General features: G+C 68.9%; 16 protein-coding genes. 7 read left to right on the top strand and 9 right to left on the bottom strand.

Going from position 1 to position 16,859, the window contains the following annotated elements; translation table 11 throughout:
* Nucleotides 1-2 precede the first annotated feature (2 nt).
* Entirely contained in the window at nt 3-1,253 is a 1,251-nt protein-coding gene (locus ACH34W_RS04725) for an ABC transporter ATP-binding protein (RefSeq protein ID WP_395959449.1), read from the top strand.
* A gap of 134 nt (nt 1,254-1,387) precedes the next feature.
* On the opposite strand, the gene ACH34W_RS04720 is transcribed toward ACH34W_RS04725, so the two are convergent.
* Complete coding sequence (locus tag ACH34W_RS04720) at nt 1,388-1,747, bottom strand: MerR family transcriptional regulator (RefSeq protein WP_395959448.1); 360 nt, start codon at nt 1,745-1,747, stop codon at nt 1,388-1,390.
* A 109-nt stretch (nt 1,748-1,856) separates the two neighbouring features.
* On the opposite strand from ACH34W_RS04720, the gene ACH34W_RS04715 reads away from it, so the two are divergent.
* Nucleotides 1,857-3,269 carry an MFS transporter gene (locus ACH34W_RS04715; protein WP_395959447.1) on the top strand — a complete coding sequence of 471 codons (1,413 nt, stop codon included), beginning with the start codon at nt 1,857-1,859 and terminating at the stop codon, nt 3,267-3,269.
* A gap of 175 nt (nt 3,270-3,444) precedes the next feature.
* Here the strand turns inward: ACH34W_RS04715 and ACH34W_RS04710 are convergent, their stop codons facing one another.
* Nucleotides 3,445-4,302, bottom strand: a complete 858-nt coding sequence (locus tag ACH34W_RS04710; RefSeq protein WP_395959446.1) for an SDR family NAD(P)-dependent oxidoreductase — start codon at nt 4,300-4,302, stop codon at nt 3,445-3,447.
* The gene (locus ACH34W_RS04705) at nt 4,299-4,862 is read right to left on the bottom strand and encodes a nuclear transport factor 2 family protein (protein ID WP_395959445.1); all 564 of its coding nucleotides are present in this window, start codon (nt 4,860-4,862) and stop codon (nt 4,299-4,301) included. Before ACH34W_RS04705 ends, ACH34W_RS04710 begins: the two co-directional genes overlap by 4 nt.
* Before the next feature lie 86 nt (nt 4,863-4,948).
* Here ACH34W_RS04705 and ACH34W_RS04700 point away from each other — a divergent pair, with 86 nt between their 5' ends.
* From ACH34W_RS04700 to ACH34W_RS04690, 3 genes are all read left to right on the top strand, one after another.
* Complete coding sequence (locus ACH34W_RS04700) at nt 4,949-5,845, top strand: LysR family transcriptional regulator (protein ID WP_395960044.1); 897 nt, start codon at nt 4,949-4,951, stop codon at nt 5,843-5,845.
* A 95-nt stretch (nt 5,846-5,940) separates the two neighbouring features.
* Entirely contained in the window at nt 5,941-6,852 is a 912-nt protein-coding gene (locus ACH34W_RS04695; RefSeq protein WP_395959444.1) for an aldo/keto reductase, read from the top strand.
* A 41-nt stretch (nt 6,853-6,893) separates the two neighbouring features.
* Nucleotides 6,894-7,766, top strand: coding sequence for an LLM class F420-dependent oxidoreductase (locus ACH34W_RS04690; protein ID WP_395959443.1), 873 nt, complete (start codon nt 6,894-6,896; stop codon nt 7,764-7,766).
* A gap of 72 nt (nt 7,767-7,838) precedes the next feature.
* Here ACH34W_RS04690 and ACH34W_RS04685 read toward each other — a convergent pair whose 3' ends face one another.
* Complete coding sequence (locus ACH34W_RS04685) at nt 7,839-8,564, bottom strand: DUF4389 domain-containing protein (protein ID WP_395959442.1); 726 nt, start codon at nt 8,562-8,564, stop codon at nt 7,839-7,841.
* Nucleotides 8,565-8,728: 164 nt separating this feature from the next.
* On the opposite strand from ACH34W_RS04685, the gene ACH34W_RS04680 reads away from it, so the two are divergent.
* Nucleotides 8,729-10,024 (top strand): alpha/beta fold hydrolase, encoded by a 1,296-nt coding sequence (locus ACH34W_RS04680; RefSeq protein ID WP_395959441.1) that lies wholly within the window; start codon nt 8,729-8,731, stop codon nt 10,022-10,024.
* 96 nt (nt 10,025-10,120) lie between these two features.
* Here the strand turns inward: ACH34W_RS04680 and ACH34W_RS04675 are convergent, their stop codons facing one another.
* On the bottom strand, nt 10,121-10,786 hold the full coding sequence (locus tag ACH34W_RS04675; RefSeq protein ID WP_395959440.1) for a DUF305 domain-containing protein: 666 nt from the start codon (nt 10,784-10,786) through the stop codon (nt 10,121-10,123).
* Nucleotides 10,787-11,010: 224 nt separating this feature from the next.
* On the opposite strand from ACH34W_RS04675, the gene ACH34W_RS04670 reads away from it, so the two are divergent.
* On the top strand, nt 11,011-12,399 hold the full coding sequence (locus ACH34W_RS04670) for an LVIVD repeat-containing protein (protein ID WP_395960043.1): 1,389 nt from the start codon (nt 11,011-11,013) through the stop codon (nt 12,397-12,399).
* Nucleotides 12,400-12,699: 300 nt separating this feature from the next.
* Here the strand turns inward: ACH34W_RS04670 and ACH34W_RS04665 are convergent, their stop codons facing one another.
* The 4 genes from ACH34W_RS04665 to ACH34W_RS04650 all read right to left on the bottom strand — a co-directional run bounded on the left by ACH34W_RS04665 (nt 12,700) and on the right by ACH34W_RS04650 (nt 16,742).
* Nucleotides 12,700-13,122 carry a GtrA family protein gene (locus ACH34W_RS04665; RefSeq protein ID WP_395959439.1) on the bottom strand — a complete coding sequence of 141 codons (423 nt, stop codon included), beginning with the start codon at nt 13,120-13,122 and terminating at the stop codon, nt 12,700-12,702.
* 125 nt (nt 13,123-13,247) lie between these two features.
* Complete coding sequence (locus tag ACH34W_RS04660) at nt 13,248-14,471, bottom strand: NAD(P)/FAD-dependent oxidoreductase (RefSeq protein WP_395959438.1); 1,224 nt, start codon at nt 14,469-14,471, stop codon at nt 13,248-13,250.
* Between the two features lie 183 nt (nt 14,472-14,654).
* Nucleotides 14,655-15,911 carry a deoxyguanosinetriphosphate triphosphohydrolase gene (locus tag ACH34W_RS04655; protein WP_395959437.1) on the bottom strand — a complete coding sequence of 419 codons (1,257 nt, stop codon included), beginning with the start codon at nt 15,909-15,911 and terminating at the stop codon, nt 14,655-14,657.
* 75 nt (nt 15,912-15,986) lie between these two features.
* Nucleotides 15,987-16,742: a YdcF family protein gene (locus tag ACH34W_RS04650; RefSeq protein ID WP_395959436.1), complete on the bottom strand. Its 756-nt coding sequence runs from the start codon at nt 16,740-16,742 to the stop codon at nt 15,987-15,989.
* Nucleotides 16,743-16,859: the final 117 nt, after the last annotated feature.

Genomic DNA, 16,859 nt, shown 5'->3' with positions numbered 1-16,859 from the left:
GGATGGACGTTGTGCTCGACGGCGTGAACAAGATCTACCCCGGTGGCCTCCACGCGGTGCACGACCTCCGCCTGCGCATCGAGGACGGGGAACTGTTCGTCCTGCTGGGCCCGTCCGGCTGCGGCAAGTCCACGGTGCTGCGCATGATCGCGGGCTTGGAGGAGCTCACCTCAGGAGACCTGTGGCTGGGCGGCTCCGTGGCGAACGGACTCTCCCCCCGCGAGCGCAACGTGGCAATGGTCTTCCAGAACGGCGCGCTCTACCCGCATCGCAGCGTCCGCGGCAACATGATGTTCCCGCTGGAGATCACCAGGGACGATCCAGATGAGGCACGTTCCAAGGTCCGCGAACTGGCCCGCGCCCTGGGCCTGGACAGCATGCTCGAGCGGCTGCCCGGCACCCTGTCCGGCGGCCAGCGCCAGCGCGTGGCCATGGGCCGCGCCCTGATCCGCGAGCCCGCCCTCTTCCTCATGGACGAGCCCCTCTCAAGCCTGGACGCCGGCCTGCGCGCCGAACTCCGCGTAGAGATCGCCGCCCTTGTCCGCTCGACCGGCGCGACCACCGTCTACGTGACGCACGACCAGGTCGAGGCCATGACGATGGCCGACCGCATCGCCGTCCTCCGCGAAGGTGTCCTCGAGGACGTGGGCACCCCCGAGCAGATCTACCACGACCCCGCCACGGTCTTCGTCGCCGCGTTCCTCAGCTCTCCGCCCATCAACCTCCTGCGCGCAACGGCCTGGGCCGTCCAAGACCAGGGCGTGGTTCTGGACCTAGGCCCCCAGCGCCTGACACTCCCCTGGGAAGACCCCCGCGCAACAGCCCTCATCAGCCACCACGGCGCCCCCGTGACCATCGGACTCCGCGCCGACGCCCTCACCCAGACAACCGCCGAACCCACCGGCCAAGAACTGGTCGGCCATGTCCGGACACTCGAATTCCACGGCCACGAATGGCTGGCCTACGCCGAGGCAGGCATCCCCTCCGTGGATCCGGCGGAGTTCACCCAACGCCCCGTACAGCCCCCAGCCCCAATCCAGCCCTCCCGAATCCGCGCCATGTTCGGCCGCTCCACCCCCGAGCCCGAACCCGAGCCTGAGCGCACTGGCCATCACCGCCGCACAGACCTCATCTTCCGCATCACCACCGGCCCCCGCCCAAACCGTGGCGACGACGTCCGCCTGGCCGTCGATCTGGACCGCCTGCTGGTCTTCGACAGCACGGGCCGCCGAGTCGACCCGATAGCCCGCTGACAAGGGAGATCTGATCGGGGTCATTGCTGGCGAGCGCCTGGAAGGCGTTCTGGATGATGTTGTGGCCCATGAACCCACTGTCACCGTCACCGCGTGCCGGTGTCTTGCACAAATGTTCCGGGGATCAACCGTGATCAGATGACGTTCCGGTAGTAGCCGATCTTCCACTGGATGTGCTCTTGTTGCGTCTTCAGCACGGCGATCTGTTCCTCGACCCGCCGGTCGTGGGCCTCCAGCAGCTCGACCCGCTCCTTGAAGGTCTCCTCGCCGCCGCGTAGCAGCTCTGAGAATCGCAACATCTCCGCGATCGGCATGCCGGTCTCTCGCAGGCAGCGGAGCATGTGCAGCCAGGCGAGATCGTCATCGGTGAACACCCGCCGTCCGGCTGCGTTCCGCGCGATGTCCGACAGCAGGCCGATCTTCTCGTAGTAGCGCAGTGTGTCGATGCTGAAGCCGCTCTTCTCAGCGGTCTCACCCGGGGAGTAGAAGCTCACGCCCCCAGCATTCCACCTTGAGTGCACTCCAGGTCAATGCACCTGCCGATGAATCGGCGCTGGGTCGCGCCTCTCTATTAGAGACGGTCCGATTCGGAAAGGCGTTGACATGAATGACGTTCGCAGACCGCGTGCGGTCTGGACACTGGTGCTGGCTCCCCTGGGGGTGTTCCTCACCTCGCTCGACATCGTGGTGGTCGCGACGGCCCTGCCGGTGCTGCGCGTCGAGCTGAACGCGAGCCTGGCCGACCTCGAATGGACGATCAACGCCTACAACCTGGTGTTCGCCTGCCTGATGTTGTCCGGCGCGGCGTTGGGCGACAGGTTCGGGCGGCGGCGGATGTTCGTGGCAGGGCTGACGGTGTTCAGTCTGGCGTCGGCCGCCGCCGCGATGTCCTCGAACGCCGAGGCGCTCATCGTGGCGCGGGTGGTCCAAGGGGTGGGGGCGGCGGTCATCCTGCCGCTGACGCTTGTTCTCATCATCGAGGCGTTCCCCGAGGGCAAGCGGGGTGCGGCCATCGGGATCTGGGGCGCGGTCGCCGGACTCGGGGTCGCGGCGGGCCCGGTGGTGGGCGGCGCGATCACCGAGGGCCTGTCGTGGCAGTGGATCTTCTGGGTGAACGTGCCGGTGGGGCTGGCGGCGGCGGGGCTGTCGACCTTCCTGCTGAGGGAGAGCCGCGGTCCGCGTCCGCAGTTGGACCTGGTCGGTCTCGTGCTGGCCGGGGTAGGGGTCTTCGCGTTGACATGGGCGCCTGTGCGCGCTCCGTTGGTGGGCTGGGGCAGCGTGGAAGTGATCGGCGCGCTGGTGGCCGGTGTGGTGTTCCTGGGGGCGTTTCTATGGTGGGAAGCCCGCACTCCGTATCCGATGGTGCCGCTGCACTACTTCCGGGCGCGTGGCTTCGCCACGTCCAACGTGGTTGCGTTCCTCCAGCAGATCTCGCTGATCGGATCGCTGTTCATCATCGCGCAGCTCTTCCAGGTCGGCATGGGCTATTCACCGTGGGAGGCGGGCCTGCGCATCCTGGTCTGGAACGGCACACTGATGCTCACCGCGCCGCTGGCGGGTGCGCTCGCGGATCGCTTCGGCAACCGGCCGTTCATGGCGCTGGGCATGGTGATGCAGGCGGTTGGACTGGCATGGCTCGCGGCTGTCGTGGAGCCGGGTGTGAGTTATGTCAGTCTGGTGGCGCCGCTGATCGTCGCGGGTGTGGGCATCTCCGCCGTGATGCCGACTGTCGCCAACGCCGTGACCGCGTCCGTGCCGCTGGAGGACACCGGGGTGGCGGCGGGCGTCAACAGCGCGTTGCGCGAGCTCGGCAGCGTCTTCGGTGTGGCGATCATCGCGCTGGTCTTCGCCGGCCAGGGCGGCTACTCGTCGCCGGGGGCGTTCATCGACGGGTTCGTCCCGGCGATGTGGGCCGCCGCGGGCATCGCACTCGTCGGTGTTCTGCCCGCGGTGCTCTCGCCGTCCAGGGTCACGCCGGGCGTGTCTGCTCCCGTTCGCGAACGAGTTCTGTCGTGACCGGGTGGAGGCGCTCGGCGGCCGGCGGGACGTGAAAAAGGTAACGGGAGCGATCATTCTTCGGTGATCGAGAGGAGTTCGGCGGCGAGCATCCGCTGCTGGTGATGCTGAGCCAGGCGCCGTACGAGGAGACACGCGGCCTCGTCCAGCGCCTGGTCAGCGTCCTGGCGTCGGATCAGCCGGTCAGGTAGCCGCCGGAGGCGTCGAGGTCGGTGCCGATGACGGCGCTCGCCTCGTCGGAGGCGAGCCACATGATGACGCTCGCCATCTCCTCGGGCCGCACGATCCGTTTGATGGGATACCCCTGGGCGATCTGCTCGTAGGTCATGCCGAACGCCTTGGCCGCGCGTTCCAGCATCGGGGTGTCGACCGCGCCCGGCGCGAGCGCGTTGATCCGGATGTTCTTACCGGCGTACTCCAGCGCCGCGACCTTGGTGAGCGAGGCGACGGCGTGCTTGCTGGCGTTGTACGGGGCGATGGTCGCGAAGCCGACCTCCGCCGAGATCGACGCGGTGTTGACGATGACGCCGCGTCCGCGCCGGAGCATGTGCGGCAGCTCGTGCTTCATGCACAGGAAGACGCCGCGCGCGTTCGTGCGCCATACCGTGTCGAAGTCCTCCGCCGACTGCTCGTGGAGCGGCGCGGCCCGCGGCGTCTCGATGCCGGCGTTGTTGACGGCGATGTCGATCCCGCCGTACCGCTTCACACACGCGGCAACGAGCATCGACACCTCGGACTCGATCCCCACGTCCGTGCGGTGGAACGTCGCCTCACCGCCTGCGGCCCGGATCTCCCGTTCGTTCTGGCGGCCCAGCGCGGCACGGCGGCCACAGAAGAAGACCCGGGCGCCTTCGCGTGCCAGCGCGAACGCGGTGGCCTTGCCGATGCCCGATGTCGCGCCGGTCAGCAGGACGGTCTTGCCTTCGAAGCGCCGTCCGCGAGCCTCTGCCGCCGCGTTCGGCGCGCTCACCATGCCCAATCCCAGGACTCCCGCGCCGGTCGCCAGGACGCTGCGTCTGCTGGGCGGCGTCATCGGGAGCTCCGGGCAAGCCGCTTGGGGATCGGGGCGAGCGGGTAGACGCGCCAGAAGTACGCGTCGGCGGCGTGCTGGTCACCCGGGTAGTTGACCGCCTCGACGATGCGCCCGTTCTTGATCCGGAAGGCGAGGGCCCACACCTGGTCGAGCCCCTCCGGTGTCGTGCTCCATCCCCGGTGCAGGTCCACGACCCAGTCCCCGTCCGCCGCCAGGAAGATGGGTTCGGCCTTCATCCCTGCACGGCCGAGTTGCTCGAAGAACGCGATGACCTCGTTCACCCCCCGCTTCGTGCCGGCTAGCGGATGGTGACCTGGGATCGTCCACGCGATGTCGGGCGCGAAGAAACGTTCGCGCATGGCGGCCGTGTCCCCGGCGGCGTACGCGGCGTAGTAGTTGCGGATCAGCGTCACATGAGGGTGCTCGCGGCCGGTGGCGGAGGCCGCCGCCGGGGTGGCGGAGCCAAGGGTCGCGGAACCAAGGGCGGCGGAGCCAAGGGTGACGGCGGCTGCGGAGAGGCCACCGGCGCGAAGCAAGGTGGCACGAGAAATGTCGGACATGCACTTAAGGCAACTAGGCTGCTTCAGCGAAGTCCAAGACCTGCACCTATGCACTAAACGCATGGCTATCGGAGGCCTCGTTGGACGTGGACACGCGTACGCTGCGGTACTTCGTCGTGCTCGCCGACCAGCTCAACTTCACCCGCGCCGCCGAGCGGCTCTTCGTGTCCCAGCCGTCGCTCAGCCGCCGCATCCGGCAGCTCGAAGCCGACCTGCGCACGCCCCTCTTCGAGCGCACCGGCCGCGAAGTCCTCCTGACCCCGGCAGGCGAGGCGTTCCTCCCAGCGGCTCGGCAGCTGATCGCCGACTGGCAGACGGCGCAGCGGACGGCGCGTGTAGTGGCGGCCGCCCGGTCCAGGATCCTGCGTGTGGGCTTCGAGGCCTCCGGCGCCGGAACGCTGGGCACCCGCGCTTACGCCGAATTCATGAAGCGGCACCCGGACGCCTCCGTCGAGCCCAAACGTTTCGACTGGGGCGGCGAGGTGACGGCCCTGCACGAGGGACTGGTGGACGTGGCGTTCGTGTGGTTCCCAGCCGAGACGGCGGGGCTGCACGTCGAGGTCGTACGCGTCGAACGGCGCTGGGCAGGGCTCGCGGCCGGGCATCCGCTGGCCGGCCGGGACACCGTCTCCATCCACGACCTCGCAGCCGAGCCGATCGTGTGGACCCGGCAGGCACCCCGTGACTGGGTGGACTGGTGGGCGGTGAACCCGCGCCCCGACGGCGGCGAGCCCATCTGGGGCCCGGAGAACGACAACGTGGAGGAGATGCTGGAACACGTCGCCTCCGGCACGGCGATCTGCATCGGCCCCGAGTCGATGAGCTCCCACTACAGCCGCCCCGACCTGGTCTGGCGGCCGATCCTCGACATCCCGCCCCTGCGCATCGCGCTCTGCAGGCCGATGACCACCACCAACCCGCTCGTGGCCGACTTCGCCACCCTCGTGCGCGACCTGGCGCGAGAAGGAAATCCAGAGATCTGACCGGGCCGTCTCGTACCCGTGATCCGGCTCATTGCTCGACCTGGAGCGCGCTTTGCTTGACCTAGAGCGCGCTCCAGATTGCAGAGTGATAACCCATGAACATCGCTCTCGGCACCATCCCGTTCGGCACCACCCTCGACGACACCGCCTCGTTCGCCATCCTCGACCGTTTCCACGAGGCGGGCGGCAGCATGATCGACACCGCGAACTGTTACTCCTTCTGGCTCGATGGAGCCGTCGGCGGCGAGAGCGAGACGGTCATCGGCCGCTGGCTGGCCGCACGCGGCGTGCGCAAGGACATCGTCCTGGGGACCAAGGCCGGGGCGCAGCCGAGGACCCCCGGCACCGGGCTGGAGAACGCGGAGGGCCTGTCGGCCAAGTCGATCCGGGCCGCGGCGGAGGGCAGCCTGCGGCGGCTCGGCACCGACCACATCGACGTCTACTGGGCGCATATCGAAGACCGGACCGTGCCCCTCGAAGAGACGATGGGCGCGTTCGGCGAACTGGTCGCGAACGGCAGCGTCGGTCGCCTCGGGGTCAGCAACCACGCGGTATGGCGCGTCGAGCGGGCCCGGGCGCTGGGCCGCCCGACCTACACCGAGCTCCAGTACCGCTACTCCTACCTGCTCCCCCGGCCCGGCACGCCGTTCGACGAGAGCGGCCACTACCACGCCAACAGCGAGCTCTTCGACTACGCGCACGCCGAAGGCCTGACCATGTGGGCGTACACCTCGCTGATCAGCGGCGGCTACACGCGCACCGACAAGCCGCTGCACGAGGCGTACGACCACCCGGGCACCACCCGCCGCCTCGCCGCGCTGAACGCCGTGGCGGACGAGCTCGGCGCCACCCCCAACCAGGTCGTGCTCGCCTGGCTGATGGGCGGCGACCACCCGATCACGCCCATCATCGGCGTGAGCTCCCTCGCCCAGCTCGACGAACTGCTGCCCGCCGCCGACCTCAAACTGGACGACGAGCTACGCGAACGGCTCGACACGGCCGGATGAAGCTTGACCTGGAGTGCACTCCAGGAAGCAGAGTGGACACCATGCGCATCGGACTTCAGATTCCCAGCTTCACCTTCTCCGGCGGCCCGGAGCGGATCGGCCCAGAGTTCGGCCGGATCGCCCGCGAGGCCGACCAGGGTGGGCTCCACTCGCTCTGGGTGATGGACCACTTCTTCCAGATCACGATGGTCGGCCCCGCCGAGGAGCCGATGCTGGAGGGCTACAGCGCCCTGTCGTACGCGGCGGGCATCACCGAGCGGATCACGCTCGGCACCATGGTCACCGGGGTCACCTACCGGCACCCGGGCGTCCTGGTGAAGACCGTGACGACGCTGGACGTGCTGTCGGGCGGCCGCGCCTGGCTGGGCATCGGCGCCGCCTGGAACGACGAGGAGTCGCGCGGGCTCGGCATCGCGTTCCCGCCGACCGCCGAGCGGTTCGAACGCCTCGAGGAGACCCTCCGGATCGCCAAGCAGATGTGGGCGGGCGACGAGAAGCCGTTCGAAGGCGAGCACTACCAGCTCGAACGGCCGCTCAACTCGCCTCAGTCGGTCCGCCGCCCGCACCCGCCGATCCTGATCGGCGGCACCGGGGAGAAGAAGACGCTGCGGTTCGTGGCCAAGTACGCCGACGCCTGCAACATCTTCGACTCCGACGAGCTGCCCCACAAGCTCAACGTGCTGCGCGAGCACTGCGAACGCGAGGGGCGCGACTACGCCGAGATCGAGAAGACCTCGCTGACGTTCATTCCGGGCGAGAAGCCGTCCGTCGACCAGGCCGTCGAATCGATCGGCCGCCTCGCCGAGCAGGGCGTCGACCACGTCATCTTCTCGCAGATGGCCGGGCAGGACCTGGCCGGCACCCTGGCCGCCGCCCTCTCTCAGACCGAGAAGATCACTCCCGCCGGCCGCTGACCGCACACGGCCGGGCGGCCGGATTCCCAGGCCGCCCGGCCGCGTGACAGGGAATCGCCATGGGACACCGGATCACATGGCGGCGACCTGGACGACGTACTGGGTAATCAGGCTGACCACGCCCAGGACGACGAAGATGATGAGCAGCACGCGCCCGTTCGGGCCGAGCATCAGCGGCCGCGTGGGCGACACCCGCGGCTCGTCGAGGCCCTCGTCGCCGAAGAGGCGCTTTGGGTACGCCGACGTGAGCAACATCGAGTACGCGTTGTAGCGCACCATGTAGCGCTGGACCGCCGCGGTCGCCTCGAAGAGCGCCGGCGGCGCGTGCCCGCTGATCAGGACGGCCAGCCAGATGACGAACGACGCCGCCGCCCAGCCCGCGGAGACGACCTGGGACACGATGGCCGCCGGGATGACGAGGATGAACCGGAAGAACACCGCGACCCGGTTGAGCGGTCCCGGCCGGAGCTCGATGCGGACCGGATAGTCCGGCGCGTTCATGGCGAACGGCGGATAGTCGTCCAACAGCAGGTAGCCGTACGACGTCACCCGCGTCCACCAGGCGAGATAGCCACCGAGGAACCGTGCGATCCCATCCGGGAGGCGGCCCAGGAAGAGCGCGGCGAACCAGCCGGCGATCAAAACGAAGAACGCCGCGATGCTCAGGAGGATCAGCACGATCACATGCGGGATCACCAGGATGATCCGCAACGCCACCGTCCAGCGCGCCTGCTCGGATGGGCCGTCGATGTCCAGGGCGGGCAGGAACTCTGTGCCGCCCGCGGAGGTTGTCGCCATGGCGTTCTCCCTGCTGTCCTGGAGGAGGTGGCTGTGCCGGAGAAGGTGCCCGGGAGCGTACATCCGTACACACGGGGTCACGAACGGCCGCGTCCGGCAGCGGCCAGCGCGCGTCCGCTTCCGGCCTCCGCCGTTCTGCCCCGGGCTTCCAGCAGAATCGGATCATGAGCTCCTTCCGCCACCCGGGCACCGTCCTGACCGACCGCCGCTTCGCCGTCCCGCTGGACCACGGTGATCCCGGCGGCCCGCAGATCGAGGTGTTCGCGCGGGAAGTCGTCGCCGCGGACAAGGCCGAGCGGACGGATCTGCCGTGGCTGCTGTTCCTGCAGGGCGGGCCAGGCAACCGCTCACCCCGCCCGATAGGCAGGGAGAGCTGGCTCGACCGCGCGCTGGACGACTACCGCGTGCTGCTGCTGGACCAGCGCGGTACGGGGCGTTCAACCCCGGCGCATCGGCGCTCCCTTGCCCGGATAGGCGACGCCGCGGCGCAGGCCCGGTATCTGACGCACTTCCGTGCCGACTCGATCGTGCTGGACGCCGAGCTGATCCGGCGGGAGCTGGTCGGGGACGCACCGTGGAGCGTGCTGGGACAGAGCTTCGGAGGCTTCTGCGCGACCACCTACCTGTCGTTCGCGCCGGAAGGTCTCCGCGAGGTGTTCATCACCGGCGGGTTGCCGGGCCTCCAGGCCACAGCCGACGACGTCTACCGTGCCGCCTATCCGCGGGTGGCCGCCAAGAACCGCGAGCACCACGCCCGCTACCCCGGCGACGCCGCGGTCGCGGCGCGGATCGCGAGCCACCTGCGCGACCATGACGAGCGGCTGCCCGGCGGCGCGCGGCTGACCGCCCCGGCGTTCCAGTCCCTCGGGCTGATGCTCGGCGCCGGGTCGGGTGGCCACCAGCTCCACTACCTGCTGGAGGACGCCTTCGAAGAGGGCGCTGAGGACGGCGCTGAAGGCCCCGAGCTCACCGACACGTTCCTGGCCCAGATCGAAAGGCATCTCAGCTTCACCTCGGCACCGCTTTACGCGCTCCTGCACGAGCCGAGCTACGCACAGGGGCGCGCGACCCGCTGGGCCGCCGAGCGGGTCCGCGCCGAGTTCCCCGAGTTCGGGACCGGCGAACGGCCGCTGCTGTTCACCGGCGAGATGATCTACCCCTGGATGTTCGAGAACGATCCGTCGCTGCGCCCGCTGCGCGAGACGGCGGACCTGCTCGCCGAGCACGACTCGTGGCCGGTGCTGTACGACGCGGCCCGGCTGCGCGGCAACGACGTCCCGGTCGCAGCCGCCGTCTACCACGACGACATGTACGTCGACCACGGCATGTCGATGGAGACGGCGGCGACGATCCGCGGGCTGCGCACCTGGGTGACGAACGAGTACGGGCACGACGGCCTGCGGGTCAGCGACGGCCGTGTGCTCGACCGGCTGATCGCCCTGGTCCGCGGCACCGCCTGAGCGCCCCGCCTCGGCCTGAGCACCCTCGACCCGGTTTGAGCCCCTCGGCCACGGCCGGAGCACCCTCGACCCGATCGCGGTGGCAATGGCCCGGATTCATCCCTCCTGCAGGTCCTTCATGCGGTTGATTTCGGCCAGCTGGGTGGACTGGACGTCCCGTGCCATCTGCTGCACGGTCACGTTGGTGCCCCTGTCCAGGACGTCCTTGACCATCGTCAGCGCACCCTGGTGGTGGACGATCATCAGCTGCAGGTAGAGCTTGTCGAACGCCGCGCCCTTCGCCTCCCGCAACTGCGTCATCTGTTCCGGCGTCGCCATGCCCGGCATGCCCGCGTGCGGGTCCTTCTTGCCCCCATGACCGCCGTGCCCGCCACCGGTGCCCGTGCCCGCGGTCGACTTGCCGACGCTCTTCAGCCACGACTGCATGACCGAGATCTCGCCCGCCTGTCCCTTGTCGATGCGGTCGGCCAGCGACTTCACCTTGGCGCTGGACGCCTGACCGGGCGCGAGCACCGACATCTCCACCGCCTGCTGGTGGTGCGGGATCATCATCTGGACGAACCGGACCTCCTGCTCCGTGGGCGGCTTGGCCGGGGAAGGCCCGACGACGACGGTCTTGTTGGGCTCCCCGGGACGCCCGGGCTGCAGCACCGTGGCCTTCGGACCGGCGTCCGGCTTCTTGTCGTCGCCCCCACTGCACCCAGCCAGGCCACAGGCGGCCAACGCCATTGCCGTCGCCACCACCGCGATCCGCTGTCGCATCAACGATCCTCCAAGCTGCTCAGATAGCCGGACCGTATCCAGTGAAGGTCACGCGGCAAAAGGGTCTTAGATCTCGAGATGCTCACAGATACCCCCAGGGCTGGTCAAAAGCCCGGGCAGCGCCCATACTCCGATGATCAAGGACATATCAACGGGGGCTAGTACGTGTGAAGGAGTCTAGGGTGGCGCTAGTCGTCAAACGCAGGACCAGACGCAGGGCAGTGATGGGCAGCCTTGCGGCCTTGGTCGTGGCGGTCTCCACCGCGCTCGTCGCTCCGGCGACTGCGGCCTCGGCCGACATCCCGGGCCGGGACGAGATCGCCAAGAGCCCGAACATGCACCATCTGGCGAACATTCCCAAGCAGGGCCCGCTGGCCCCGGAGACGGCCTACGGCTCCGACTGGGCCTTCAAGGGCAAGTACGCCTACGGCGGCAACTACGAGGGCTTCACGGTCTACGACATCAGCAGGCCGGCCAAGCCCAAGGTCGTCACGGTCGTCCACTGCCCGGGTTCACAGAACGACGTCTCGATCGCCGGGAACCTGCTGTTCCTGTCGACCGACTCGTCGCGCAGCGATGACTCGTGCAAGAGCACGCCCAAGCCCGTGACGGACAAGTCCGCGTGGGAGGGCATCAAGATCTTCGACATCAGCAACCCGGCGGCCCCGGCGTACGTCAAGGCCATCGAGACCAAGTGCGGCTCGCACACCAACACGATGGTCCCCGGCAAGCGCGGCACCGCGTACATCTACGTGTCGTCGTACAACCCGGACTCGACCTACCCGGACTGCCAGCCGCCGCACGACCTGATCTCGATCATCAAGGTGCCGCTGAAGAAGCCGGCCGACGCCACTCTGATCAAGGAGCCGGTGCTCTTCCCGGACGGCGGCAACCCCGGTGACAACCTGCCGTACCCCGAGGGCACCCGCGCGACCAGCGGCTGCCACGACCTCACCGCCTACCCGGACAAGGACCTCATGGCCGGGGCGTGCATGGGCGACGGCGTGCTGTTCGACATCAGCAACCCGGAGAACCCGCGCACGATCAACAGCGTGCGCGACGACAAGAACTTCGCGTTCTGGCACTCGGCGACGTTCAACAACCGCGCCAACAAGGTCGTCTTCACCGATGAGCTCGGCGGTGGCTCCGCTGCCACCTGCAACGCCACCATCGGCATGGAGAAGGGCGCCAACGCCATCTACGACATCGTCGGCAAGGGCGACAAGCGCAAGCTGCGCTTCCGCAGCTACTACAAGATCCCGCGCGCCAACACCGACACCGAGAACTGCGTCGCCCACAACGGCAGCCTGATCCCGGTGAAGGGCAAGGACATCATGGTGCAGGCCTGGTACCAGGGCGGCATCTCGGTGTGGGACTTCACCGACTCGCGCAAGCCGAAGGAGATCGGCTTCTTCGAGCGTGGCCCGCTGTACGACGACAAGCTGGTCCTCGCGGGCTCATGGTCGGCGTACTACTACAACGGCTACATCTACTCCAATGACATCCAGAAGGGTCTGGACGTCATCGACATCAGGGACAGGCGTACCGACAAGGGCAAGCGTGTATGGCTCTCCGAGCTGAACACGCAGACCCAGCCGGACTACTTCGACTGATCCTGACGTTCGGCACGATGCACCTTCTGTGACGGGCATCACCTGTGAAGGGCCCCCGGCGGTCTCACCGCCGGGGGTTCTTTCATGTCCCGGGCCCTTCAACGTCCTAGGGCCCTCTTCACGTCCCCGCGAGCCCGTATGCCCGCTGTGCCCGTGGGCTTGGCTTGTCCGGGTTGAGCACGCGGCGGACGGGGGCGATGCGGCCGTCGGCGATCTCCAAGGTACGCGCGGTGCGCGGCCACCGTGATCAGTTAGGCCGACAGCTCGTGGATCTCGTGCAGTGACTCCTGGAGCGGCGGGTCAGGCGGCTGCCGGGGTGAAGACCCATTTGCGGTACGACCAGTAGCGGAACGCGGAGCCCAGGGCGAGGCCGACCAGAAGCGCGATGTTGTAGGAGATCCCGCCGGTGAAGCCGAGCGTGTAGACGGTGAAGCCGGTGATCAGCACCTGGATCGACATCCCGACGCCGTTCAGCGAAAAGAAGATCACGACCTCGCGGCCCGAACCGTCGCTGTCGCGCGTACGGAACGTCCAGAAGCGGTTGGCGAGGTAGGAGAACAACGTCGAGGCCATGGTCGGCACGACCACGCTGGTCAGCGGGCTGCCGCCGAGCCAGTGCCGGAGCAGGTTGGCGCCGCCGATGGTGATCACCGTGCCGACGAACCCCACGAACCCGAAGCTCAACAGCTCACGCAGGAACGTGCGGTGTGCGGTGGCGGTCACGACCGATTTGCTCGGTCTTGACCGCTGTATGGTGCTCACTCGCCCAGACCTTACCTGAGCGCTATATATGTCCAGGCCACGTAGGCCAAATTGAGATCAAGCTCGCGCCGGTACGGACGGCGCTGTCAGACCTCGGTCAAGGGGACCTTGGCGTCGGTGAGCCGGTCCCGGTCGACCTCCCGGCCCGCGCGGATCAGCGCCTGGATGTCGTCGGTCACGTCCCAGACGTTGACGTTCATGCCGGCCACGACCCGGCCGCCCGCGAGCCAGAAGGCGATGAACTCCATCCCCTCGCGATCGCCCCGGAAGACCACCTCGTCGTACTCGCCCGGCGCGGACGTCCCGGCCATCTCCATGCCCATGTCGTACTGGTCGCTGAAGAAGTAGGGGATCTTGTCGTACGAGACGTCGCGGCCCAGCATCGCGCGGGCGGCGGCCGGACCGCCGTCCAGGGCGTTCGCCCAGTGCTCCACCCGGATCCGGCGGCCGAGCAGCGGGTGATACGCCGCCGCGACGTCGCCCGCCGCGAAGATGTCGGGGTCGGACGTGCGCATCGACTCGTCGACGAGGATGCCGTCGGAGACGTCGAGGCCGGCCTCCTCCGCCAGTGCCATGTTGGGCTTCACGCCGATGCCCACGATCACCACGTCCGCCGGGATCTCGGCGCCGCCCGAGGTGACCACGGCCGACACCTGACCGGCGCCCCAGAATCCGGCGACGCCTTGGTCCAGGCGCAGGTCGACGCCGTGCTCACGGTGCAGCCCGGCGAAGATCTCGCCGACCTCGGGACCCACGACGCCGTGCAGCGGGGTCGGCTCCGGTTCGATGAGGGTCACGTCGTTGCGGTACGTCCGGGCGGCCGCGGCGGTCTCCAGGCCGATCCAGCCCGCCCCGGCCACCACGACGCGGCGCCCGCCGTGCGCGATGGCCTCCCGCAGCTGCGCCGAGTCGCCCATCGACCGCAGGTAGTGGATGCCCTGCAACTTCGAGCCCGGGACGTCCAGATGGCGCGGCGAGGCGCCGGTGGTCAGCAGCAGGCGGTCGTAGCCGACCGGCTCCCCGCTGACGGGCCACACCTGTTTGGCGGCACGGTCGATGCGGCCGGCCGCCGTGCCGAGCCGCAGCTCCACATCGTGCTTCTCGTACCAGTCGGCCGGATGGACGTGCGCCTTGTCCCGCGGCTCTTGGCCCAGCAGGAAACCCTTGGACAGAGGCGGCCGTTCGTAGGGACGTTCGATCTCCTCCCCCATGAGCACGATCCGTCCCCCGAAGCCCTCCTCCCGCAGGGTCTCCGCCGCTTTGGCTCCGGCCAGGCTCGCGCCGACGATGACGAACGTCTCCTCGGGCATGGCGACCTCCAGTCGCTGGGCACCGCGTCGTTCTTGCTATCCCTACAGCGCCCTTCCCAAGGAGACAAGGGGGCACACACGGCTTGATCAGTCTCTGCCCGCAACGGCCCGTGCCCGATCGGTTCTAGTCCGATCAGCCGAGCCCGTGCCGGATCAGACCGTGCCCGATCAGCCCGTGCCCGATCAGGCCTGGCCTGCCAGGCGCCGGTAGCGGGCGACCGCCGAGGCGTCGGTGAGGGAGGCGATCTGGTCGACGACGGCGCGCAGCCGGCCCGCGTCGTCGCCGGCCTCCAGATGGGCGCTGCGGAAGGCCGGGTCGAGCGTGCCGGGCGCGCCGCGCTGAATCAGCTCGGCCAGCTCGACGAGCAGGTCCCGCTGCCTGGCCCGCCGTTCCTCATGGCTGATCCATACGTAGTGCGCCGTGACGCCCTTGAGCAGCGCGCACTCAAGGCGCTGGGCACGCGGCACGATCAGGTCGGCGGCGTAACGGGTCAGCGGCCGGTCGCCGTACCGCGCCCGGGTGGCGTCCTCGGTGGCCAGGCAGAACCGGCCGATCAGCGTGCTGGTGAGGTTCTTCAGAGCGGCCAGCGAACGCGGCGTGCCGTCGTAGCGGTCGGGCCAGTACGGCTCCGCCAGCAACGCGGCGAACCGTTCTTCCAGCTCGGCCAGGTCGGCGTCGTCGCAGTAGAGCTTGATCGCGGTGGCGGCCACCAGCCGCCGCTCGGCCGGGTCGGCCAGCCGGACGAAGTCGATATGCCCGGCGACCAGCGCGTCCTCCAGATCGTGCACGGAGTAGGCGACGTCGTCGCTCCAGTCCATCACCTGCGCCTCGAAGCAGGTCTGCCTGTCGACCACGCCCTCCCGTACCCAGCGGGCCACGTCGGCGTCGTCCTCGTACACCCCGAACTTGCCGTTCACGGCCTCGGACTGGGGCCAGGGGTACTTCATGGAGGCGTCGAGCGCGGCGCGGGTGAGGTTGAGCCCGACGCTCCGCCCGTGGAGGGGCGGCCCGTCCTGGGCGAACGACTTCGGCTCCAGCCTGGTCAGGACGCGCAGGCTCTGCGCGTTGCCCTCGAAACCGCCACAGTCACGCGCGACCACGTCCAGGGCCGTCTCGCCGTTGTGGCCGAACGGCGGATGCCCGATGTCGTGCGAGAGGCACGCGGCCTCGACCAGATCCGGATCACAGCCGAACGACTTGCCCAGCTCGCGCCCCACCTGGGCGCACTCCAGGGAATGCGTGAGCCGCGTGCGCAGGCTCTGCACGTTGTCCGCCGTCGCGTCCGAGCCGGGCGAGGCCACCTGGGTCTTGGCCGCCAGCCGCCGCAGGGCGGCACTGTGCAGCACACGTGCGCGGTCACGCTCGAACGCCGTGCGGTCACGCCGTTTGGCGGGCTCAGGAGCCCATCGCTCCCGGTCGTGGTCTGTGTAGTCCTTCATCGATCACCGGAATCCCTCGTTCATCACCAGGGTATGCGGGCCTCGTGACATCCCGGTTGAACCCGGAGGCCGCCATCATGACGGGTCGGGCGGCGTGCTGCCCTTGATGGTCTCGCTCGGCGGCTTCCAGCTCTTGCCGAGCAGCACGTAGGACAGGTAGCCGCCGGTCTCCCGCACGATGTACTGCATCTGCGTGTCGCGGGTCTGCACGCTCGGGCCGCTGCGCGTCGGCGAGGCCGCCGCCTTGATCCCGTTGTCCTCGGCCATGCGCTTGGAGCGCAGGCCGTGCCATGGATCGGTGACGATCACGCCCGAGTCCAGGTTGAGCCTCTTGAACTCCCGGCCGAGCGCCTTCATGCTCTGCAGCGTGTCCCGGCCCTCGGCGACCGCGATCACCCGGTCGGCGGGCATCCCGCCCTTCTCGATCAGCCAGCGGCGCCCGGACCCGGCTTCGGTGAAGTTGTCGCTTGGCTGCTTGCCGCCGACGGTGACGATGCGCGGCGCGACCCCGGCGCGGTAGAGGTCCAAGGCGTGCTGCAGCCGCCACCTCAGCGTCGGGGACGGCACGCCGTTGTACTGGGCGGCGCCGAGCACGATGATCGCGTCCGACTTGGGGCGTTCGTCCTGGCGGGCCTGGTACCAGACCCGCCAGCCCACCGCGAGCGGCGTGAGCACCGCGATCGCGATCAGGCCGAGGACCACGCTCATCGTCAGGACGAACCAGCGCGGCCGCGGCTTGCGCCCCCGCTCGGCCTTCTCCGGAAGATCGTCCGCGCGCTTCTCGGACTCCTCCGGGCGCTCGGTATCCGGCACATCCACTTCCAACGTCATCGCATCCGACACGTTAGTTAGATGGTCCGGCGCGCGTCATAGGTTCACAAGTGCTCGCGGGAGAACCTTGACTCGTGGCGTACCTCACGCTGTGATCAATCACCACGCTCTCACAGC

It is taken from the genome of Actinomadura sp. 6N118, assembly GCF_044326415.1.
GTDB lineage: Bacteria > Actinomycetota > Actinomycetes > Streptosporangiales > Streptosporangiaceae > Spirillospora.
Note: the sequence above shows the minus strand (reverse complement) of the source record. Positions and strands in the feature narration are given on the sequence as shown.

What these genes read in the sequence shown, in the direction of transcription:
- ACH34W_RS04685 (WP_395959442.1), bottom strand. Translation starts at nt 8,564, where the DNA reads ATGGCGACAACCTCCGCGGGCGGCACAGAGTTCCTGCCCGCCCTGGAC.
- ACH34W_RS04705 (WP_395959445.1), bottom strand. Translation starts at nt 4,862, where the DNA reads ATGTCCGACATTTCTCGTGCCACCTTGCTTCGCGCCGGTGGCCTCTCC.
- ACH34W_RS04690 (WP_395959443.1), top strand. Translation starts at nt 6,894, where the DNA reads ATGCGCATCGGACTTCAGATTCCCAGCTTCACCTTCTCCGGCGGCCCG.
- ACH34W_RS04670 (WP_395960043.1), top strand. Translation starts at nt 11,011, where the DNA reads ATGGGCAGCCTTGCGGCCTTGGTCGTGGCGGTCTCCACCGCGCTCGTC.
- ACH34W_RS04675 (WP_395959440.1), bottom strand. Translation starts at nt 10,786, where the DNA reads ATGCGACAGCGGATCGCGGTGGTGGCGACGGCAATGGCGTTGGCCGCC.
- ACH34W_RS04660 (WP_395959438.1), bottom strand. Translation starts at nt 14,471, where the DNA reads ATGCCCGAGGAGACGTTCGTCATCGTCGGCGCGAGCCTGGCCGGAGCC.
- ACH34W_RS04715 (WP_395959447.1), top strand. Translation starts at nt 1,857, where the DNA reads ATGAATGACGTTCGCAGACCGCGTGCGGTCTGGACACTGGTGCTGGCT.
- ACH34W_RS04725 (WP_395959449.1), top strand. Translation starts at nt 3, where the DNA reads ATGGACGTTGTGCTCGACGGCGTGAACAAGATCTACCCCGGTGGCCTC.
- ACH34W_RS04655 (WP_395959437.1), bottom strand. Translation starts at nt 15,911, where the DNA reads ATGAAGGACTACACAGACCACGACCGGGAGCGATGGGCTCCTGAGCCC.
- ACH34W_RS04695 (WP_395959444.1), top strand. Translation starts at nt 5,941, where the DNA reads ATGAACATCGCTCTCGGCACCATCCCGTTCGGCACCACCCTCGACGAC.
- ACH34W_RS04710 (WP_395959446.1), bottom strand. Translation starts at nt 4,302, where the DNA reads ATGACGCCGCCCAGCAGACGCAGCGTCCTGGCGACCGGCGCGGGAGTC.
- ACH34W_RS04680 (WP_395959441.1), top strand. Translation starts at nt 8,729, where the DNA reads ATGAGCTCCTTCCGCCACCCGGGCACCGTCCTGACCGACCGCCGCTTC.
- ACH34W_RS04650 (WP_395959436.1), bottom strand. Translation starts at nt 16,742, where the DNA reads ATGACGTTGGAAGTGGATGTGCCGGATACCGAGCGCCCGGAGGAGTCC.